At 63.0% G+C, this 19,841-nt stretch carries 26 protein-coding genes; 13 read left to right on the top strand and 13 right to left on the bottom strand.

Features of this window, described 5'->3' with window-relative positions; all coding sequences use genetic code 11:
• Positions 1 to 14: 14 nt before the first annotated feature.
• The 6 genes from NDI54_RS00470 to NDI54_RS00495 all read right to left on the bottom strand — a co-directional run bounded on the left by NDI54_RS00470 (position 15) and on the right by NDI54_RS00495 (position 3,726).
• Positions 15 to 584: a DUF7500 family protein gene (locus NDI54_RS00470; protein ID WP_310894536.1), complete on the bottom strand. Its 570-nt coding sequence runs from the start codon at positions 582 to 584 to the stop codon at positions 15 to 17.
• Between the two features lie 90 nt (positions 585 to 674).
• Entirely contained in the window at positions 675 to 1,298 is a 624-nt protein-coding gene (locus tag NDI54_RS00475) for an archaellin/type IV pilin N-terminal domain-containing protein (RefSeq protein ID WP_310894537.1), read from the bottom strand.
• A gap of 328 nt (positions 1,299 to 1,626) precedes the next feature.
• Positions 1,627 to 1,902 (bottom strand): DUF7521 family protein, encoded by a 276-nt coding sequence (locus tag NDI54_RS00480; protein ID WP_008307830.1) that lies wholly within the window; start codon positions 1,900 to 1,902, stop codon positions 1,627 to 1,629.
• 83 nt (positions 1,903 to 1,985) lie between these two features.
• Positions 1,986 to 2,321 (bottom strand): ArsR/SmtB family transcription factor, encoded by a 336-nt coding sequence (locus NDI54_RS00485; RefSeq protein ID WP_137683703.1) that lies wholly within the window; start codon positions 2,319 to 2,321, stop codon positions 1,986 to 1,988.
• 156 nt (positions 2,322 to 2,477) lie between these two features.
• Entirely contained in the window at positions 2,478 to 3,203 is a 726-nt protein-coding gene (locus NDI54_RS00490; RefSeq protein ID WP_310894538.1) for an RAD55 family ATPase, read from the bottom strand.
• Between the two features lie 88 nt (positions 3,204 to 3,291).
• Positions 3,292 to 3,726 carry a chemotaxis protein CheW gene (locus NDI54_RS00495; RefSeq protein WP_137683701.1) on the bottom strand — a complete coding sequence of 145 codons (435 nt, stop codon included), beginning with the start codon at positions 3,724 to 3,726 and terminating at the stop codon, positions 3,292 to 3,294.
• Between the two features lie 170 nt (positions 3,727 to 3,896).
• Here NDI54_RS00495 and cheB point away from each other — a divergent pair, with 170 nt between their 5' ends.
• The 9 genes from cheB (at position 3,897) to NDI54_RS00540 (ending at position 13,190) form a co-directional block, all read left to right on the top strand.
• Positions 3,897 to 5,003, top strand: coding sequence for a chemotaxis-specific protein-glutamate methyltransferase CheB (gene cheB, locus NDI54_RS00500; protein ID WP_310894539.1), 1,107 nt, complete (start codon positions 3,897 to 3,899; stop codon positions 5,001 to 5,003).
• Positions 5,004 to 5,005: 2 nt separating this feature from the next.
• Positions 5,006 to 6,997 carry a chemotaxis protein CheA gene (gene cheA / locus NDI54_RS00505; protein WP_310894540.1) on the top strand — a complete coding sequence of 664 codons (1,992 nt, stop codon included), beginning with the start codon at positions 5,006 to 5,008 and terminating at the stop codon, positions 6,995 to 6,997.
• A complete protein-coding gene (locus NDI54_RS00510; RefSeq protein WP_310894541.1) occupies positions 6,994 to 7,803 on the top strand; it encodes a CheR family methyltransferase in 810 nt (269 codons plus the stop codon). Before cheA ends, NDI54_RS00510 begins: the two co-directional genes overlap by 4 nt.
• 6 nt (positions 7,804 to 7,809) lie before the next feature.
• Positions 7,810 to 9,042 carry a HEAT repeat domain-containing protein gene (locus NDI54_RS00515; RefSeq protein WP_310894542.1) on the top strand — a complete coding sequence of 411 codons (1,233 nt, stop codon included), beginning with the start codon at positions 7,810 to 7,812 and terminating at the stop codon, positions 9,040 to 9,042.
• A gap of 59 nt (positions 9,043 to 9,101) precedes the next feature.
• On the top strand, positions 9,102 to 9,965 hold the full coding sequence (locus tag NDI54_RS00520) for a CheF family chemotaxis protein (RefSeq protein ID WP_310894543.1): 864 nt from the start codon (positions 9,102 to 9,104) through the stop codon (positions 9,963 to 9,965).
• An 83-nt stretch (positions 9,966 to 10,048) separates the two neighbouring features.
• Positions 10,049 to 11,323 (top strand): response regulator, encoded by a 1,275-nt coding sequence (locus NDI54_RS00525; protein ID WP_310894544.1) that lies wholly within the window; start codon positions 10,049 to 10,051, stop codon positions 11,321 to 11,323.
• Between the two features lie 64 nt (positions 11,324 to 11,387).
• Positions 11,388 to 11,777 (top strand): 30S ribosomal protein S6e, encoded by a 390-nt coding sequence (locus tag NDI54_RS00530; RefSeq protein ID WP_310894545.1) that lies wholly within the window; start codon positions 11,388 to 11,390, stop codon positions 11,775 to 11,777.
• Positions 11,778 to 11,782: 5 nt separating this feature from the next.
• Complete coding sequence (locus tag NDI54_RS00535) at positions 11,783 to 12,211, top strand: DUF7112 family protein (RefSeq protein ID WP_310894546.1); 429 nt, start codon at positions 11,783 to 11,785, stop codon at positions 12,209 to 12,211.
• A 100-nt stretch (positions 12,212 to 12,311) separates the two neighbouring features.
• Complete coding sequence (locus NDI54_RS00540; RefSeq protein WP_310894547.1) at positions 12,312 to 13,190, top strand: CheF family chemotaxis protein; 879 nt, start codon at positions 12,312 to 12,314, stop codon at positions 13,188 to 13,190.
• 22 nt (positions 13,191 to 13,212) lie between these two features.
• Here NDI54_RS00540 and NDI54_RS00545 read toward each other — a convergent pair whose 3' ends face one another.
• A complete protein-coding gene (locus NDI54_RS00545; RefSeq protein ID WP_310894548.1) occupies positions 13,213 to 13,632 on the bottom strand; it encodes a dCTP deaminase/dUTPase family protein in 420 nt (139 codons plus the stop codon).
• A 115-nt stretch (positions 13,633 to 13,747) separates the two neighbouring features.
• On the opposite strand from NDI54_RS00545, the gene NDI54_RS00550 reads away from it, so the two are divergent.
• Positions 13,748 to 14,179 carry a DUF5807 family protein gene (locus tag NDI54_RS00550; protein WP_310894549.1) on the top strand — a complete coding sequence of 144 codons (432 nt, stop codon included), beginning with the start codon at positions 13,748 to 13,750 and terminating at the stop codon, positions 14,177 to 14,179.
• Position 14,180: 1 nt separating this feature from the next.
• Here NDI54_RS00550 and NDI54_RS00555 read toward each other — a convergent pair whose 3' ends face one another.
• The 3 genes from NDI54_RS00555 to NDI54_RS00565 all read right to left on the bottom strand — a co-directional run bounded on the left by NDI54_RS00555 (position 14,181) and on the right by NDI54_RS00565 (position 16,516).
• On the bottom strand, positions 14,181 to 14,576 hold the full coding sequence (locus tag NDI54_RS00555; RefSeq protein WP_310894550.1) for a hypothetical protein: 396 nt from the start codon (positions 14,574 to 14,576) through the stop codon (positions 14,181 to 14,183).
• A gap of 340 nt (positions 14,577 to 14,916) precedes the next feature.
• On the bottom strand, positions 14,917 to 16,008 hold the full coding sequence (locus tag NDI54_RS00560; protein ID WP_310894551.1) for a DHH family phosphoesterase: 1,092 nt from the start codon (positions 16,006 to 16,008) through the stop codon (positions 14,917 to 14,919).
• Positions 16,009 to 16,051: 43 nt separating this feature from the next.
• A complete protein-coding gene (locus NDI54_RS00565; RefSeq protein ID WP_310894552.1) occupies positions 16,052 to 16,516 on the bottom strand; it encodes a universal stress protein in 465 nt (154 codons plus the stop codon).
• 119 nt (positions 16,517 to 16,635) lie between these two features.
• Here NDI54_RS00565 and NDI54_RS00570 point away from each other — a divergent pair, with 119 nt between their 5' ends.
• The gene (locus NDI54_RS00570) at positions 16,636 to 17,067 is read left to right on the top strand and encodes a universal stress protein (RefSeq protein WP_310894553.1); all 432 of its coding nucleotides are present in this window, start codon (positions 16,636 to 16,638) and stop codon (positions 17,065 to 17,067) included.
• On the opposite strand, the gene NDI54_RS00575 is transcribed toward NDI54_RS00570, so the two are convergent.
• Both NDI54_RS00575 and NDI54_RS00580 read right to left on the bottom strand, forming a co-directional pair.
• Positions 17,064 to 17,585, bottom strand: a complete 522-nt coding sequence (locus NDI54_RS00575; protein ID WP_310894554.1) for a GNAT family N-acetyltransferase — start codon at positions 17,583 to 17,585, stop codon at positions 17,064 to 17,066. The two genes, NDI54_RS00570 and NDI54_RS00575, sit on opposite strands and share 4 nt — an antisense overlap.
• Positions 17,582 to 17,953, bottom strand: a complete 372-nt coding sequence (locus NDI54_RS00580) for a universal stress protein (protein ID WP_310894555.1) — start codon at positions 17,951 to 17,953, stop codon at positions 17,582 to 17,584. Before NDI54_RS00580 ends, NDI54_RS00575 begins: the two co-directional genes overlap by 4 nt.
• Positions 17,954 to 18,068: 115 nt before the next feature.
• On the opposite strand from NDI54_RS00580, the gene NDI54_RS00585 reads away from it, so the two are divergent.
• Positions 18,069 to 18,797 (top strand): DUF5806 family protein, encoded by a 729-nt coding sequence (locus NDI54_RS00585; RefSeq protein WP_310894556.1) that lies wholly within the window; start codon positions 18,069 to 18,071, stop codon positions 18,795 to 18,797.
• 9 nt (positions 18,798 to 18,806) lie between these two features.
• Positions 18,807 to 19,232 (top strand): hypothetical protein, encoded by a 426-nt coding sequence (locus NDI54_RS00590; protein WP_310894557.1) that lies wholly within the window; start codon positions 18,807 to 18,809, stop codon positions 19,230 to 19,232.
• 16 nt (positions 19,233 to 19,248) lie between these two features.
• On the opposite strand, the gene NDI54_RS00595 is transcribed toward NDI54_RS00590, so the two are convergent.
• A complete protein-coding gene (locus NDI54_RS00595) occupies positions 19,249 to 19,773 on the bottom strand; it encodes a DUF7529 family protein (RefSeq protein WP_310894558.1) in 525 nt (174 codons plus the stop codon).
• Positions 19,774 to 19,841 lie beyond the last annotated feature (68 nt).

Below are 19,841 nucleotides of genomic sequence, written 5' to 3' on the forward strand. Positions count from 1 at the left end.
AAATCCCTCGTCGCTCAGAGTTCGGCCCCGTCAGCGTCCTCGACGGCCTGTAAGAGGTCAGCGATGGAATCGTCTGGCGTCAGCTGCGTCGACCGAACGAGCTGTTTGATAACTGCCGGCGGATAGCGAACCGGGACGTTCGATTCCGACAGAAGGATGCCCAGTACTTCTTCGACAGGTGTGGAACCGTCCATCTGGCGACCGTACCAGAGCATGAAACTCTCGAAGACGGTGACGATGTCGTTCGAGGTGAGTTGTTGCTGGTCGACATCGCCGTCGAACTTTGCGGTCACGTCGAAGCCGTACCTCGCGTTCGAGTCGGCCATCTGTTCGGCGAGCCACTCGTGGACGTTTGCATCGGAGAACTCGGGCGTTGACGGCTCCGGTTCGGGTTCAGGGGTCGGTTCAGACGCCGAATCCGACTGGACCTGGTTCCCGTAGGAGTCGTCAGTACGGACATCCGACGAGACGACGTAGCGACCCTCGTCGATCTCAGTGACGTGCTCGTCGTTGGCGATATCGAGCTCTTCGGGCGAGAGTACCTTGCCCTCTTCCGGATTCGGTTCGTCTGACCGCCGAGCCATACGTGCTATTGTGTGAGGCTACGGTATAACTCCGTCGCTGGTCAGGGTGTTCAAGAAAAGAAACGCGTCGAAACGAAAAGATCCGAAATCTTAGAGCGTGACTGCGGAGTTACCAGACAGGGTCTCCGGAACGACCAGGCGGACGGTCGTCGTGCCACCAGACTGGGTGTTCAGTCGGATCGTTGCCGTGGACCCCTCGGGTAGCGCATTGTCAGTGTCTTGTCCGCTCCGAATGGACTGTGCATTGAATGTCAGTCGGGCCCGGTCAGACGGGTCGTTGAGAACCTGACTATCACCGATAGAGCTGTCATCGTCTTGGACTTCATCAACACCGAAGTATTGATAATCCGCAGTCGTTGGGTCCCCTTCATCATCGACAGTCAGGTCGTACGAACCGGTCGAGTCAACCCACTGTGCGATTGTGCTTCCAATATCAATATTGGCCGCACCGGGCGCGCGCTTGACAGTTAGACGCACCGTCTCAATACCATTATCGTTTATATTTTCACCGACAGCATTGACGAGCTGGAGCCGGTTCGTCACTTGGTCACTGCTCTGTTGTCCGGTTTCCTCCGCACTGCTCTGGAGGAAGCCAGCCGTGTTGATGAGGACGCCCGCAGCAATCGCCGCCACCAGCACCATCGCGATGAACACGATGAGGGTGCCGATACCGACCTGCCCGCGGTCGTCGCCGTTCGTTAGTTCCGTTAGCATTGTTGATCCGGGTCTGTCTGACCCTATGCAACCGTTCTTTTCGTTAGTAATAATACCTCCCCCCAAATTACATCTCTTGATAATAGCGGTTTAAGCACCTGAGGAGAGTATTTTGTGGCTGAAGAGGGTGTGAATCAAGGTTTGTGGCTGAGTCTGCCCTGGTAGTCGCTAGAAATCATATTTGAGACAGTCTGAGCAGAGCTATCAGCGGTAGAAATGAGAGTGCCGCAGTAATCTTACCCTACCTACGGGCGGGCAGTCAATGGACGGTGGCCGCGTACGAAGAGAGTGACTGAGGCGATTACAGGCATGTTCGGAGGATAGGTCGTCACTCGTACGTGACAAGACTGTACATCACGAACAGATAGCCGAACGTCGTGAGGCCGCTGTTAACCAACAGCAGCGACCGCACGCCCTCGAAGTCGTTGATAAACGCACTAATCATCGTGGCGGCCGCCCCCGCAATCGCCAGCGAGAACCCGACCGAGAGGTGGAGCATCGCCTGTCGGGACGTTTGGACGTACGCCCGCATGGCCATCCCGACCATTGTCAGCCCCGCCACGACGAACACCAGCGTCGAAATGGCGTAGAGAAGTTCTATCATCAGTCCTGTGCATGGCTACAGCGAACCCGGTATTAAATCCACGCTCGAAAATATCTCTCGTGATAACGCCTGTTTGAGCCGCTCTACCGCTCGGAAAGGGTCCGCCACGCCTCGTCGAGCTTGTTGGTCACTTCCGACCGTTCCTCGATGTGGACCGTTAGTTCGTCCTCGAAATCGACTCTGACTTCGTCGACGTTCCGCCGGTACACCTTGATACGGCGGCGGTCGTCGGAGAGGATATTGTCGTGGAGTTCCAGAAGGTTGTGTTCTGTCAGTTCGTCGATCCGTCGGTAACACGTCGCAATGGGGATCCCGAGTTCGTCGCTGAGTTCCTGTGCGGAAACCGGTTCGTCCGTCGCATCGAGAATCTCGGCGCTGTATTTATTGCCAAGCGTCTGAAGAATCTCCCCTGAATCCATCGTTATCAAATCATAAATTCAGTCGATAATAAAGCTATCGCCTGTGATATCGAGTGCAGGGGAGACAAACATGCGTCCCGGGGCGTTCGTGCGGAAACAGCGTTCTGTGTGTCTGTACCGTCCGTTCTACGGACTAATAATGGGAGATTTTTGTTCTTAAATTGGTGATTCTTCCTCGCTCATCATCGAGAAGGCACTGGCGTTCTCGTGGACATCGATACCGCCGTGGTCGATCTCCATCGGATAGATGTCTGTCTCGATGTTCTGCTTTCGCATCTTTGCAACCCAGACGTACCGGTTGACGCCAGTGTCGGTCGGCGTCTGGATGAGGTAGATGTTGCCGTCGGTCAGGTAGTTCTCCAGTCCGATCTCGGTATCGGGGAAGACGGCCCCCTGTTCGTTGGTCATCAGCGTCGTGAGGCCACTGTCGCTGAGAATGTCGGTGAACTTCAGGAGGTACGTCCGCTTTTCCTTCTCGTTTTCGAAGAACAGTTCGAACATGGCGAGCGAGTCAAGCACCAGCCGGTCGTAATCGCCGTCTTCGAGTTCTTCGAGCAGGATGTCAAGCGAGGAAGTGAAATCGTTCTCGCGCAGGAGCACCTGCTTGTCGTACACTTTGATATTGCCGTTGTCGACGTGGTCCTGCCAGTTTTCGAAACCGAGGGATTCGGCGGCTTCCCGGAGGTCCGACTCGTCTTCCTCGAAGGAGAGGTAGATCCCTTTCTCGTCGTACTTTTCGACGCCGTTGTAGATATACTGGAGACAGAGAATCGATTTCCCGGCTCCGGGGTTACCACTTACCAGTGTCGTCGAGTTCTTTACAATGCCGCCGTTCAAGATGCCGTCGAGGCCCTCGATCCCCGTTTTAGTTTGCTCAATCATAGTTTCGGTAGGAACTGGAAGTTGATTAGATACTTGTCCGTCGGGAATGTTAAAAAGTCTTGCTGGTATGTCGCTCAGAGAACCGGAATCAGTCACCAGCGTGGACGACGGCGGGGTCCACCCAAATAACGAAACTGTCATCTCGCTTTATGACGCCCCGAATGGAACCCGCGTCGTTGGCGGGGGACTGGTCGACCTGCTCCGGCGTGACCTGGACCACCTGGTACACTTCGTCGACGAGCCACCCCGCTGCGCCCTGTTCCTCGACGATTTCGGGGTCGAAGACGATGATGCGCTTTTCCGAGCCTTCGTCCTCGATGCCGAAGACGACTTTGGGGTCAACAATCGAGGTAGTGCGCCCGCGGAGGTCCATGACGCCCCGGACGTGTGGCGGGGCGTTCGGAACGGACGTGAGTTCGCCGATGTCGACGATCTCAGTCACGTAATCGATACTCACGCAGTACGTCTCCGAGCCGAGCTGGAACTCGAGTACTTGGCCGGTGGTGGCTGACTGGGCTGCCATAGCGGTTCTTATCCACACTGTCGCGGACAGGGGCGCATAAAGGTGCCTGCTGGGCTATCAACTTTGATTACGTGGGCGGAGTATTTATTTCGGGGCCGACCGCGAATTGGAAGTAGGTATGAGGATGTCTCGTTCGCCGATGCCTCCTGTCGGACGGGAGCGTTGGTGACATGGCAGACGGTGTCCGCGCCGTAGTCGCAGACGACTCTCACTTCATGCGGAGTGTCATCTCTGATATCCTCAGCGATGGCGGTATCGACGTTGTCGCGCAGGCGCGTGACGGCGAGGAGGCGGTGTCGGCCGTCATCGAACACAAACCGGATGTCGTGACGATGGACGTTGAGATGCCGGTGATGAACGGCATCGAGGCGACGGAACGCATCATGGCGGAGTGTCCGACACCGGTGTTGATGCTGTCGGCTCACACCGACGAAAACGCCGACGTGACGTTCGAGGCGCTCGATAAGGGCGCGGTCGATTTCTTCACCAAGCCCGGCGGTGAGGTGTCAATGGAGATGTCGCGTCTGAAAGACCAGCTCGTGGAGATAGTCGTGTCCGTCGCGGCCGTCGACGTGGGCACGACGAAAAGCGGCGGGGCAAACAGCGGCGACGGAACAGGGTCGACGGCGGCCGGCGGTTCGGCCACTGACCGGACGGGGGCTGGAGCCGCGGCAGGCCAGACGACCTACGTTGCGAACCCGACGCTCGTCATTGGCTCCTCGACCGGTGGCCCGAAGATGGTCGAGCAGGTGATGGAGGGGCTCCCCATCGAGGCCGACCTCCGGGTGCTTATCATCCAGCACATGCCGGAGGGGTTCACCGGCCGGTTCGCCGAGCGGATCAACACGCGAAGCGAGTACGAGGTCCGGGAGGCCACGGACGGGGCGCGGATCGGCGGCGGTGAGGGACTCGTCGCCGCCGGCGACCGGCACATGGTCGTCAAGAACTACCGGAACGGCCGACTGCGGACGAAGCTGACACAGGACGAGCCGGTCAACAGCGTCCGCCCGGCGGTCGACGTGACGATGCGGTCGGCCGCGGAGACAATCGACGACCCGCTCGTCGGCCTCATCCTCACCGGGATGGGCGAGGACGGTGCCGACGGGATTCGACGGATCAAGCAGGCCGGCGGCGAGACCATCGCACAGGACGAGGCCACGTCCGCGGTGTACGGCATGCCAAAGCGTGCCGTCGAGACGGGCTGTGTGGACACTGTCTTGCCTATCGACGACATTGCGGACGGCATTATCGACGCGATTACCACTGAGGTGACCTGACAATGGACGACCAGTATCTAGACGCATTCATCCGTGAAAGCGAGGAAGCGATTACCGAACTCAACAACTCACTGCTCGAACTCGAATCCGACCCCTCCGACACGGAGGCGATGGATTCGATATTCCGGACAGCCCACACGCTGAAGGGCAACTTCGGCGCGATGGGCTTTGACAACGCGGCGAATCTCGCGCACGCGATGGAGGACCTGCTCGACGAGATGCGCCAGGGCGAGATGGAGGTCACGCCGGACCTGATGGACCTCATCTTCGCCGGCGTCGACCAGATAGAAGTTATCGTCGGAGAGATCGAGGAACACGGCGAATCGGGAACGGAAACAGACGAGGTGGTCAGTGAGCTCCGCGCGGTCCTCGAAGAGGGAGCCGTCGCCGCGGACGACGCCGAACCAGCTGCGGACACAGCGCCCGCAGACAGCGACGACTCACTCACCACAGCGGTTAGTGTCGCCGATGCCGACATCGACGGAGCCACCGTTGACGGGCGGGTCCTGCAGGCCGAAATCGACGTTGGAGAATCGGACATGCTCGGCGTCGACTCGATGCTGGCCGTCGAGTCCATCGAGGGGCGGTTCGACATTCTCGATTCGAATCCAAGTCGGGCCGATATCGAGGACGGCGAGTTCGAGGACACGTTCGTCCTCTACCTTGACGGCCCCGACGCGGCCACCGTCGACGCCGAACTGGGGACGACTGGGAAGGTCGACAGCTTCGACGTGACCGACGTAACAGACGAACTGGGAAGCGACACGGACGCCGGCTCCGCTGCTGTCGACGATAGCGACGCGGGGTCGGATTCAGATTCGGGGCCGGACCCGGACACCGAAGAGGAACACAGCGTCGACGAGATCAAATCTGTTCGCGTCGACGTGGACCAGCTCGATGACCTCCACGGACTCGTCGAGCAACTGGTTACGAGCCGCATCAAGCTCCGCCGGGGCGTCGAGAAAGACGACCTCGACTCCACCGGCGAGACGCTGAACGAACTGGACAAGATCACGGCGAACCTCCAGAACACCGTGATGGACATGCGGCTCATCCCGCTGAAGAAGGTCGTCGGGAAGTTCCCGCGGCTCGTCCGGGATCTCGCACGCGAACTCGACAAAGACATCGAGTTCGAGATCGAGGGCGAGGACATCGAACTCGACCGGACCATCCTCACGGAAATCTCGGACCCGCTGATGCACATCCTGCGGAACTCGGTCGACCACGGTATCGAGTCGCCCGCGGAGCGCGAACAGGCGGGCAAGGACCCGACGGGCCACATCACGCTCCGGGCCTCCCGCGAGCGCGACCACGTCATCATCGAGGTCGAGGACGACGGAGCCGGACTCGACGTGGAGGGCATCAAGAACAAGGCCATCGAGAAGGGCGTTCGCTCGCCCGAGGAACTGGACGCGATGGACGACTCCGCGATCTACGACCTCGTGTTCCATCCCGGCTTCTCGACGGCCGACGAGGTGACCGACACGAGCGGGCGCGGCGTCGGCATGGATGTCGTCCACGACACGGTCTCCCAGCTCGACGGCTCGGTCAACGTCGACTCGGAACCGGGCGAGGGGACCACGGTCTCCTTGCGTCTGCCGGTGACGATGGCTATCGTCAAGGTGCTGTTCGTCAAGGTCGGCGGCGAGGAGTACGGCGTCCCGATCAAAAACGTCGACGAGATCACGGGGACAGAGGAGGCAAAGCAGGTCAACGGCCAGGAGGTCATCAAGCACAACGACGAGATCTATCCGGTCATTCACCTCGACGACACCTTCGACATCGAAGGGGAGACTGCCAACGGCGACGGGATGCTCGTCCGCATCCGCGAGTCCGAGCGCCAGGTCGCGCTCCACTGTGACTCGGTCAACAGCCAGGAGGAGGTCGTCGTCAAGCCGCTTGAGGGCATCCTCTCGGGGACACCCGGTCTCTCGGGTACGGCTGTTCTCGGTGACGGGAACATCGTCCACATCCTCGACGTGGTGACCCTATGAACAAAGGCAGCGAGCGCACCTTCGAGGACCTCGTCGAGTTCATCGGCGACGAGATGGACTTCGAATCGGGCTTTTACAACGACTCCTATCTCGACCGCCGCATCACCGCGCGGATGCGCCGGACCGACACCGACGACTACCAGTCCTACCAGCGATTGCTGGAACGCGACGACGGGGAGCGCGAGGCGCTGCTCGACTCGCTGTCGATCAATGTCACCGGCTTCTTCCGGAACCCGGAGGCGTGGGAGCGACTGCGCCCGGTCCTCCGCGAACTCACCGAAAACAACCGCACCGTCAGGCTCTGGTCGGCCCCCAGCGCCGACGGTCGGGAACCGTACTCCGCGGCGATGCTAGCGCTCGACGACCCCGAGATCAACGCCCGCAGGATCGAGATTACGGCGACAGACATCAACGCCGACATCCTCGAAGAGGCCCGCACGGGAACCTACGCGACTTCCCAGACGACGGATATCGCCGACGAGCTGGAGCCGCTAGACGATTACAGCAAATACATCCAGCAGGACGGCGACACGTTTCAGGTCCGGGACCGGGTCAAGGATATGGTCACCTTCGAGCAACACGACCTCATCCGGGGCGACCCCAAGCGGGATTTCGACCTGGTGTTCTGCCGGAACCTCCTCATCTACATCGACTCGGAGTTCAAGGTTCCCATCTTCGAGACGATCCGCGGGTCCCTCCGCGAGGGCGGCTATCTCATGATCGGCATGACCGAGACGCTGCCGACGGAGTGTCGAGATTCTTTCGAAGCGGTCGACAAACGACACCGGATCTACCGGCGAGTGTAACGACCGATGAGCCTCTACGAACTGGAACGGGACGGCAAGGCACAGGAACTCATCCGTCTCCTCAGAGAGACCGACAACGAGCGGGTCAAGACCCGCGCCGCGGAGCTACTGGGGAACTTCGACGACCACGACGACCGACGGGACGTGGTCAACGCGCTCGTGGACGCGGCCCAGAGCGACAGCGACGCGGTTACCGGCGCAGCCATCGACTCGCTGGACGAACTCGGCGACGACGCGATCACGCAACTCATCGGGAGCATGGCCGGCGTCGACCTCGAAGACGACGCCGCCGACTGGGTGAAAGCGAAGGCGTACATGCAGGTGCTCGACGCTGATGTGCCGGAGCTCCGGATGGCGGCCGCGAACGGCCTCGGCAACCTTGACCAGGCCGACGCGGTCCCGAAGCTGACCGAACGCTTCCAGGACCCCGACCCGCGGGTACGGGCGCGGGCGGCCCGGTCGGCCGGGAAGATCGGCGATTCGCGGGCGACGACCCCCCTCGAAAACGTCCTGACGGACTCGAAAGCCGCCGTCAGGCGCGAAGGGGCGGACGCACTGGGGAACATCGGGAACCGGCAGGCACTGCAGGCGCTGTTGCCACTGTACGAGGACGACGACGAGCGAGTCCGGCGCATCGCCGTCGGCGGGTTCGGGAACTTCGGCAACGACCGGCCCGTCGACTACCTCATCGAAGCCCTCTCGGACGAGTCCGCCGCCGTCCGCCGGACGGCCGTCTACTCGCTCATCGAACTCCTGTCGAACGTCCCGACCGACCAGAGCCACCAGATACGGGACACCGTCGTGGAAAAGCTCTCGAACACGGACGACCGCAGCGTCGTCGTGCCGCTGGTCGAGATTCTCGAAGAGAGCACGCAGGCGGCCCAGCGGCGCAACACCGCCTGGATGCTCGGCCGGGTCACCAGCCAGGAGGAGCGGGACCGGGTCATCGAATCGCTGGTCGATGCACTCAGCGAGGACGACCAGATGCTCCGGCAGTTCGCCGCCACCAGCCTCGCCGAACTCGGCGACGACGACAACATGGTGGAGCGGCGGCTGCTCAAGATCGTCCAGGACGACGGCGTCGACCCCGAGGTCCGCGGGCAGGCCATCTTCACCCTCGGGAAAGTCGGCGGCGAGCGGTCCCGGAAGACGCTGGACAAACTCATCGACGAAACCGAACACGACGTGGTCCGGAAGAAGGCGTTTTCGGCCATCTCGAAGCTCGGTGGCCGCGGATGAATCGTCCGAGTGGATTAAGACGGGCCAGGGCGTACACTCGAACGATAGCTGGCTAACCGATGAGTGACGGAGAACACGCACTGGTCGATACGAAGGGGAAGTTCGTCCAGGTCGTCTCGGACGGGCGCAAGCGAAACGACATCGAGTGGCTACCCGGTCGGGTCCTCCTCTCGAACAAGCGCCTCGTCCTCGCGACCAACGACGGCAAGCGGACCATTCCGCTGTCGAAGGTCAGCAGCGTCACGGCCAGCCAGATGAACCAACCTCTGGCACAGGTCGACAGCTACATGAAGATACAGGCTGGCCAGGATGTGACGCTGATCTCGGCGAAAAAGGCCGACGAGTTCCAGGAGCAACTCTACAGCACACTGCTTGACCAGACCGTCGTTATCGTCAACCATCCCGCAGTCAAGGGCGGCGTCGTCCAAGACGGCGGGTGGGAGAAGGCGCGGCTCAAACTTGACGGCGACTGCATCAATTTAGCCATCACCAGCGGTACGTTCGTCGAACTGGACATCGACGACGTAGGGACCGTCGAAGCCAAAAAGAAGACGATTCGTGGGGACGAGCGTCCCCTCCTGGAAGTCGAACACACTATCGACGGGACCAGCGTCGAGACCCACATTTCGGGCACGCCCCGCCACGTCTCGCTCATCGAGGGCTTGGTCCGGCAGGGGGAACAGCGCAACACCGCCGACGACGTGGACCTCTCCGACAAGGAGACCCAGGTTCTGATGGCGCTGTACTCCGGCATCTCGCCGTTCAAGATCCCGGACTTCGTCGACATGGAGATCGAGGAAGTCGAAGAAGTGTACGACCGGCTGATGGAGGCCGACATCCTCGAACCGGTCCGGACCCGCCGAGAGGTCCAACTCGAAGCTCGCGGGCGATCTATCGCGAGCGACGCGATGGCTGACCAGTAGCGGGACCGGTAACCCTGAATCAGCGTGGTTGCCAAAATAGCGCACCACAAAAGGGACGTATCCTCATATTGTTAGAAGGTGGCATGGAAGGGCCCGAAAGCCCCCGGATCTCGGTGTTGCACGTCGATGACGAACCGGGACTCGCAGAGACGGCGGCGGGATTTCTCCAACACGAGAACGACGGGTTCAGCGTCGAGACGGCGACAAGCGCCAGCGAGGGGCTTGCGCGTCTCGCCGAATCCGCGTTCGACTGCGTCGTCTCCGACTACGACATGCCGGAGATGAACGGCATCGAATTCCTGGAGGCCGTCCGGGCGTCGTATCCGGATCTCCCGTTCGTCCTGTTCACCGGGAAAGGGAGCGAGGAGATCGCCAGCGAAGCGATTTCGGCCGGTGTGAGCGATTACCTCCAAAAGCGGGGTGGAACTGAGCGGTACACGCTGCTTGCGAACCGCATCGAAAACCTCGTGGCCCAGCACCGCGCAGAGGCCGGTCTCCAGACGCGGGTGCGACAGCAAGCGGCCGTCGCAGACCTGGGACAGTACGCGCTGACGGGCTGTGATCTCGATACGTTGTTCGAACAGGCAATCGAGTCGGTGTCGGCGGGTCTAAACACGGAGTACAGTAAGGTACTGGAGTACCGCCCGGAGAACGACGACCTGCTGTTGCGGGCCGGCATCGGCTGGCAGCCGGGGCTGGTCGGCGAGGCGGCGGTCGGGGCCGGCGACGAGTCACAGGCCGGTTACACGCTGCAGACGGAGGAGCCCGTCGTCGTCGAGGACCTGCGTGCTGAGACGCGGTTCAGCGGGCCGCCGCTCCTGCTCGACCACGATGTCGTGAGCGGCATCAGCGTCATCATCGGAACGCCTGCGGATCCATGGGGCGTGCTCGGTACGCATACGTCCAAGCGTCGGGCTTTCACCGAGGACGACATCACGTTCGTCAGAGGCGTCGCAAACGTTCTCACGGACGCCATCAAGCGCGAACAGCTCGAAGGTGACCTCCGACGGGCGGAGCAGCGGTACCGAGCGTTGCTGGAGAACTTCCCGAACGGGGGCGTGTTCATGTACGACAACGATCTGCGATATCTTGTCGCCCGTGGCGAGGGCCTGGATGTACTCGGCCTTTCGCCGGACAACATGGAAGGGAAGACGCTCGAGGAGGTGTTCCCGCCGGAGGTCGTCGAAATACAGGAGCCCAGATACCGCGCCGCACTGGACGGTGAAAAGCAGGTCTGGACACAGGAGTACAAAGGCAGGCGGTATCGCGTGTACGCGCTTCCTGTCGAAACTGATGGCGAGGGACGTGTCGGGATGGTTGTCTCTCAGGATATCAGTGAGCCCTCACCCGGCGAGTGAGGGACCCGGTACGAGCGAAAGACGGTTCGACGCGTTTTTGAAGCGCGGTTGATTGAGAACAGGTATGGCAGAATTCACGGTCGCCGTCTCCGATCCGGAGGACGGCCACACCTACCAGATCGACGTTGACGGACAGGACGCAAACCGCTTCATCGGCCGCGAGCTCGGCGACGAGGTCGACGGCGGCGCTGTCGGCCTCGACGGCTGCACGCTGGAACTGACCGGCGGCTCGGACACCTCCGGCCGACCGATGCGACCCGACGTTCGCGGCGTCGCGACGAAGGAGATCATGTCCGACGGCGGCGTCGGCTTCAAGCCGACCACCGACGGCGAGCGAAAGCGCATCACCGTCCGCGGCCGCGAGGTCAGCGACGACACGCGCCAGATCAACGCGAAGATCACCGCCCGCGGCAGCGACGACGTGGCCGACCTCCTCGGCGACGACGACGAGTAAATCACGTGCCGGACCGCGTTCCCAGTGATCACGAAACCGTCGAGACGCATCGCGTTCCCGTCGAGTCGGTCGGCCGGACCGACCGACCGCGGGTCGTCCTGCCGACTGGTCTGGACCTCGAAGACGGCGATACCGTCCGTCTCGCACTGGACGGCGACCAGTACCACGCCGTCGTGGAGACGAACCTCGACAGCGAGCCGGTGATTTCCCACGTCGCCGACAACCGCCGACTGGCCCGCGAACGCGACGGAACGAACCGCCTCGCGGCGTGGGTTACCGACAGCGATGTCTCCCTCGGTGGCTCGGCACACCTCGACGTGGTCACCGATGGAACCGAGTACGGCCTCCGAACGCCGGGCAAACGTGTCGTCTACACCGCGACCGACGGCCCGGACTCGTCGCTGTCAGATATCGCCCGAAATCTCGATAACTGACACCGTCGGCCCCTGTTCTCACGAGCGAAGCCGATTTTTGCTGTTGATACTCGCGCGAAACGCTCAATATCAGTGCTTGTGTACACCGGGTAACGGACGAATGTCGGAATCAGTGATCGCGGACTTCGTCGGCAAATTCAACTCCGAGGTGGCCGGTCGGGGCGACCCAATCAAGGGTCGGGTCGTCCTCTCGCAAAAGCGGCTGGTCCTAGCCGCAAGCGAGGACGATAAGCTGACGATCCCGCTGGATTCCATTTTCGACATCGCTATCGGGCAGGTCCCGCCCGATCTGGGTGATTTCTTCGACTCGACGGTAACGATTGCGTTCGAGCACAACGGGAAGCGCCTCGTCGCAGCCATCGAGGCCGGCGATGAAAAGATCGAGAAGTTCGGGACGGTGCTGTTCAAGGCCGTCATCAACGGTACCGAAACGACAGTCAAGGAGCGCGCCCGCGTCGGTGGCCGCGTCACCGACGAGTCGTTCAAGACCGCGAAGTTGTTCCTGGGGCCCGGCAGCGTCGAGTTCCGGCGCAGCGACGGGTCGTTCACGATCGACCTGAAGACGGTCTCTGACTTCGACCGGAACACGCGGGAGATCAACGGCAAGGGCCGGCCGGTGCTGACGGTCCGACACATGAAAGACGGGACGGCCATGACGACGCTAGCCGCGATGGCCTCGAACCGCAAGATGTCCATCCTCGGGCGCTATCTCCGCCGTGAGTACGCCGAACTCATGGAGGAACTCAAGGATGTCGAGCTCACGAAAGACAAGAAGGAGGTGCTGGTCGCCATGTACTCGACCGGCGATATGGACGGGATGCCGCTGGCGAGCATTCTCGGCAAGGACTCCTCGCAGGTGTCGATGATCCTCCAGGACCTCGCCGAGGACGGCCTCGTGCAGGACGCCTCGGACGGGCCGACGCTCACGCCGACGGGGAAGGTCGTCGCCAGCCGCCACCTCGAAGACGTGAACGCCTGAGACCGCTTGGTGTAGCTGTTTACTACGTGGCCTCGACAATCGTACTGATCCGAGCGTTGGCTTTGAGCTTCAGCCCTGCGCCGCCGACCGACAGTGGCACGCGCGGAAGTGCTGCGACGTGCAGCGTCGGATGGGTCGCCCCGCGTTCGAGCAGTTCCGTCCGGGGCTGGAGCGTCACCGTCGCCTCGCCGGTGAGCGACTCGTTGTACTCGATGAGGTACTGGCCGCCCCGCAGCGTCCACCACTCGTAGTCATCGTCCGGATTCCGCTTCTCGCTTGTGTGGGGCGTAACTCTGGCGGCCGCCAGTTCGCCGCCGCCGAAGTCGATTCGCCCCGGTTCGACGACCTCGTACACCTCGGCGACGGTCAGGTCAAACCCAGGACTGTCAGTCTGAGTCGGTTCGTGGACGACATCCGTGACGTACTCGCCGTAGTCGGTCATGGACGACCATACCGGACGAGAGGGCCTAAAGATGTGGCTGACAGGGGCGACCACACCGCACCTCGGTCCCGGTCGGAGCGCGGCACTTTTGCCCGGCGAGTGACTCCCTCTCTGCATGACCAAACACGCGGAGTTCCTGGCCGGCGAGCGACCCGAGGACGTGCTGTTTTTCCTGCATGAGGATGCCGTCTCGAACCCTGGCGCACTTGCCCAGTACGCCGACGAAGTCGAGGACGGCCACGTCCTCGTCCTGCCGGGCGATGACGGCCGCAGTGCGTTCCAGTCGGCGACGGGCATCGACCCGATGGGGCTGGCCCAGCAGGCGATGGGCACCGACGGTGACATCGACGACGACCTGACCGACGCGCTCTGTCCGGTCGCCGAAGAAGAGCCGGAAAGCGACCACACGACACGGTTCGTCTTTGCCTTCGCCGAGGAACAGAACGAAGAGGTAGGCGGCCTCTACGCCGAGGGCGACGTGATCCACGCCTACGCGGTGTGTGCCTGCGGGGAACGGTACAGCGACAAGTGGGTCGTCGGGGAGTAGCTTACAGCAGGAACGGTTCGGCCAGCCGGACGAGCAGTGCCTTCGGGAGGCCCGTGATGGGACTGCCGTCGTGCGTGTACGGCACCCCGACCTCGTCGCGGGTGACGCCATGGCGGAGGTGCTGGACGCCGTCGAGAAGGAACCAGCAGCCGAGGAGCGCCACCGGGACGAGGACCCACGCCGGACCACCGGTCGCCGACCAGTATCCCACGAAGCCGAAGATAAGCAGTCCGAACACGACGTGGTCGGCGTAGTCGCCGACAGCGGCTTGGGCGGCGTCGACGACCAGCCAGACGCAGAAGGCGATAACCGCCGAGGCCGCGGCGTACCGTATCGAGCCATCGAGAACGTACAGCGTCACGGCAACGGCGACAGCGCTCCCGAAACGCTGTCGCACGGCCGTTCCGCGCGCTATTCGAGTATGGAGGGACTCGGGCATCACTCGAAGGTGATGCCGGAGAAGCCAATCAAGATTGCGCCACACCGGGACGATCCTATGTTCGCGGCTGACGCCGCTTACCGATCAGTGTCTACGCCCTCGTCTTCTTCTTCGGGCAGCCGCCGGAACGCGTCCACGATAGCCTGTTTCGCCACCGCTCCCTGCGTCGTCCGAGTCCACCTTTTTCCGGACCGGGTGGCTCGCTACGCTCGCCATCGCGGCCCGCAAAAACGTGGGCGAAAAAGGCCGCGCTCTCTCGATGTTCGAACGCGAGTGCTGCCGGCGTCTATCGCCCGCGTTACCGCTCCGTATCGACGCCTTCCTCTTCTTCTTCGGGCAGTCGCCGGAACGCATCGACAATCGCCTGTTTCGCAACGGCCCCCTGCGTCGTCCAGTGATGGGCGTAGTCCATCATGTCGTCGTAGATAGCGGGCTTACAGCCCGCAGCTTTCGGGTGGCCGCCGCCGTTGACCTGCTGGGCGACCTCGTGAGCGCGCTCGAAGCTATCCGTCCCGCGAATCGAGGCGGAACCGGCGGGTTTGACGATGACAGCGGCGTCCGCGCCCTGCTCGCGGAGCGCCTCGGCGACTTCGTTCTGTGAGCAGCGGCCGTAGGTGACGCCGACCGTCCACTCACCCACGTCGCGGAGTTCGGCGCGGTCGACGGCCTTCTCGATGAGCGCCTCCTTCTCGACGCGTTTCTCGTCGAGAAAGTCGTGGAACTCCGGGGAGAGGTCGGGGCCGTGATCGCGGACTGCCTCGATGTACTCCTCGGGTTCGCTCCAGTACGACAGGTCCGCGAGGTCGTCGCTGCGGGGGTCGTCACGGATCCAGAGGTCGTGGTCGCGGGTGACGGCGGCGAGGTCGGCCCACTGCTCGTCGAAGTCGTAGTCGAGTTCCGACAGCGCCACGTCGGCGGTACACACCTCTTCTGAGTCGCCGACGGTGCGCTCGACGCCGGCCGCGTCCACGTCGGCGGCGAGGTCGTCGGGCCACTGGTGGTGGTCGAACCAGACGACCCGTTCGACGCGCTCGATCAGCGCATCAAGGGGGGCGATGTCGGACTCGCGGTCGGGACAGAGGTCACAGATGAAGACGGTCGCGTCGGGATCGGCGTACTCGGCGGTCCATTCGAGCGCCTCCGTGAGTTCGTGCGGGCCGGCGGGCAGCAGCGCGCCCTCGCCGTGAGCCTCCCGGATCAGCGCGGTACAGGCCAGGCCGTCGGCGTCCGGGTCGGCGATAACGATGACGCCGGCGTCGTCAAGCGTCTCGGCGGCTTCGGCTTCGGCTTGCTCTTCCTCGTAGGAATCCGGGATAAAGAACCCCTCACCGGGGAGTACGGATTTGCGGCCGATAGAGAGACGGTCGTCGTCGATGAGCCAATCGTCCATGCCCCAGCAAGCGGGCGGGGCGTCAAGAAGCCGTCGGGTTCCGTTACACGTCCTCTCGCTCTGGGTTCGCGTCGCCTTCGAGTTGGCGGACCGTCAACACCGGCATCGAGGCCTGCCGGATGAGTTCCTCGGCGACGCTGCCCAGCAGGAAGCCGTGTTCGCCGTGGCGGCCGCGGGTCCCGCTGGCGATGACATCGGCGTCGTGTTCCTCGGCGTATTTGCAGATTTCGTCGGCCGGGTCACCCTCCCGGACGGCGGTAACGAGTTCCTCGTCGGCCTCGGCGTTGGCGGCCTCCCGGATGAACGAGAGGGCGCGGCCGCCAGTGGTTGCCAGCGCGCGCTCCAGCGCTTCGCGGACTTCTTCGGGGGTTGCCTCGACCTCACCGGTGTCGACGACGTACAGCCCGTGGACAGTGGCGTCGAAGCGCGCGGCCAGGTCCAGCGCTGCTTCGACGGCCCGCTCCGCGCTCCCGGAGCCGTCCGTGGCGATGACCACCGTATCGAACATACACCACGCATCGAAGCCGCGACTAAATACACTGTTGGTCATAGGCGAGGGCTCGGTGCATGGCACCGCCGACTCGGACCTCGGTGGATTTTTGCCGGCCGGGGTCACAGATGCGAGTGATGGATATCGACCTCGTACTCGCGCCGGTCGACGGTAGCGACCAGTCGGAACGAGCGGCCGAGTACGCAATCGCCGTTGCAGAGCGGTACGACGCCGATCTCCACCTGCTGTTCGTTATCGACGAGCGGCTCCACCGTGATATCGACAGCGGCGAGGTGAGCGCAGACGCTATCGCTAACGAACACCAGGCCTTCACCGAGAGTATTCGAGAGCAGTTCATGGCCGTCCACGACGGGACGTTCGAAACGTCGTCCGCGACCGCGTTCTCCGAGACGCGGTTGATGCAGACGCCGGGCAGCGTGGTTCTGGACGTGGCGGAAGATATCGATACGGATTTCATCGTCGTCCCGCGCGAGGAAGGCGAGGAGGCCGTCGGTCGGGCGGCGATCTACGTCATCGAATACGCCAGCCAGCCGGTACTCACCGTTTAAAATAGAATCGCCATCTCGACCTCGAAGCTCTCGGCGCTGCTCGTCTCGAACCCGACTTTCTCGTACAGCGCTATCGCCGGCTCGTTCCAGCGCTCGACCGTGAGCCAGACGTGATCGATGCCCTCGGCCTGGCCCTGGCCCAGCAGCGTCTCGACCAGCGCCGTCCCGATGCCAGCGCCCTGGTAGGCCTGTAACACGAAGATAGCCAGTTCGCGCTCGCCGTCGTTGTCCGGAACTAGCGTCGCGTGGCCGGCGACGGTGTCGTCGTGCTTGGCAACGACGTTGACACAGTCGTCGTCGAGTATCGTGTCGAGCCACTCGCGGATGGCCTCCTCTTTGACCGGCGGGATCCCCTGCGCTCGGTCCGCGGGATCAAAGTCGAGGTACATCTCGACGAGGCTCTCCGTGTCGGCGTCGTCGGCGGATACCACGTCGATAGGACGATCTTCACGGTCGGTGATCGTCCGTGGCGGCCGCGGGAACTCCCCTGCCGGTTCGTCTGGATACGTGCGGGTCATCGGATGAGAGTCACCGGAGTCTGTGCGTTCAGCAGGACGAACTCGACAATGGGGCCGAGCTGTATCTTCCCGAGCGGGGAGCGGCCACCGCCGCCGAGGACGATCCTATCGAACGCCTCGCTCTCGGCGATGTTCACCAGTTCGCTCCCCGGCGACGCGCCCTCGATGTGCCTGATCGGCGGTGCAAGCCCGCTTTCGTCGATCTGCTCTTGCACCCGCTGTTGGACCGTGTCGAGGTCGGCGTCGATGTCTTCGTTGTCGAAGATAACGATAGTCAGCTCATCCCCCGTTTCCGAGACGCGTTCGAGTGTTTCAGTCAGTGCCAGATAGGACAGTTCGCTGCCCCCGACACCGAGCAGTAGTTTCATACTCGGGCCATGTATGGCAGCGGTGAAAAAGCCACCTGGCGGACGTGTCACCAATAGCCAATGAGCGCGGGACGGCGGCGATACCCTTTTTCACCGCGGGCACGCATGCTCGGCTATGACTGAGGGTGCACCGCCGGACGAGACGGCAGACGACGGGTCGACCGGACAGCAGTCGGACGAACCGGCGGCCGCGGAGAACGGGACCGACGCTGCGGGGGACGGCCCCGCCGACTCGGCCACCGAAGGAGCGGAACCGGTCGAGTCAGATAGCGACGGGGCGGCCAGCGGCGGCGAGGCAGCCAGTCCAGATAGCGACGTGCCGGCCGACGTACAGAAGTACGACCGCTTTAAGAAAATCGAGGGCGGGACCTACGACCGCGCGAACGACTTCCTGCGGGACCGGACGTACATCACCGCCCGCGAGTGGGCTATCGCCCGCCTCTGTGCGGACTTCCGGACCGAAACAGGCGTCGAGATGACGAAGATCGGGGAGAACCTCCCCGAGCTCGTCCCGTTCATGACGGACACGTACACGCCACAGGCCGTCAACCAGGCCCGTTCGGCCTTCGAGGACAAGGTCCGGAAGGCCGGCGCGACGTTCCTCTATGGTGCGATGTGTGACTTCTTCACCGCCGAGGACCTCGACGACGTGATGTACGAGGCCACGGAAGTGGCGAAGTTCCTGCTCGAAGTCGAGGGCGTCGACCTCGCCGTCGAGGACGAGATGGAGGCCGAAGACCGGATCTCCTCGGTGATGCGAGAGGTCCGCGAGCAGTCGGCGGCGCTGCGACACGACGAGGTGTGTTGTCCGGAGTGTGGCAACGAGTTCCAGGTCGACGAGTAGACGGATGCGATGAGCGACATCGACCCCGACGCACAGCCCCCGATATCGGACCGCGAAGCGACACAGAAGGTGCTGCGGACGGACCTCGCCGTCGGCATCGGCGGGGCGGTGCTGGGCTACGCGGAGGCCGGTAGCGCCCTGGTCGACGTACTGGCGGTGGTCGCAGGGGTCGGGCTGTTGACCGCTGTCGCGGTGGCCGTCGTCGAACACGACGCGGTACCGGGCGTGTACCCGGAGGTCGTGGCGGTAGCGGCGTTTCTCGTGCTTGCAGGAGCTGTCGCCGGCCTCGTGACGCTTTCGACGGCCCCGATGACGGTCGATCTCGCCGGCGCACTCTCGGGGTTCGGGGTCGGTGTGCTCGGCAATCGGCTCCTCTACGGAGTCGTCTTCGAAGTGCCGCCGTACCGGCTGACCCGAGTCCGCGAACAGTCGTAGTCTGGCGGTCGAGGAGTCAGCTGAAATCGGGGAAGAACGGCTCGGCATCGTCGTGGGCGACGGTGACCACCTCGTCGTCGGAAAGGGGTCGAATATGGGAGTACAGGCCGTGCTCCGCAGCGACCCGTTCCAGGGCCTCGCGGTCGCTGCGGTCGTAGTACAGCGGCACGAGCACGGCGAGGTCGTCGCCACATTCCAGCGCCACGAGCAGGAACACCATCCCGTCGCCGGTCGCCCGAAACACCTCGTAGCGGTCGACGGTACGGTTCCCGAGCGCGTCGGCGACTCGCCGGAACTCGTCGCCGGGGACCACGACATCGAACCCGAGTTGTCGGCTGTCGGGCTCGTACTCGCCAGCCCGTTCGGCCATCGTCCGCGGCTCGCCTGTTAGCACCGTCACGTCGCCGGGGTGGAGTTCGAGAGTCTCGCGGCCGGCGTCGCGGTACTGCGCTGCCGTCGCCGCCATGTCGTCGATGACCTGTTCCCAGTGACCGACGACGCGGTCGAAGGGGTTCGATTCCGGGTCGGCGGGGTCGTCCATACGTCGTGTGGGACGGCCGCACCCATAAACTGTCGGCGAGGTTTCAGCACAACACTTTTGAAAGTATT

Origin of the sequence: Haloarcula terrestris, from assembly GCF_031624315.1 — an archaeon.
Lineage (GTDB): Archaea > Halobacteriota > Halobacteria > Halobacteriales > Haloarculaceae > Haloarcula > Haloarcula terrestris.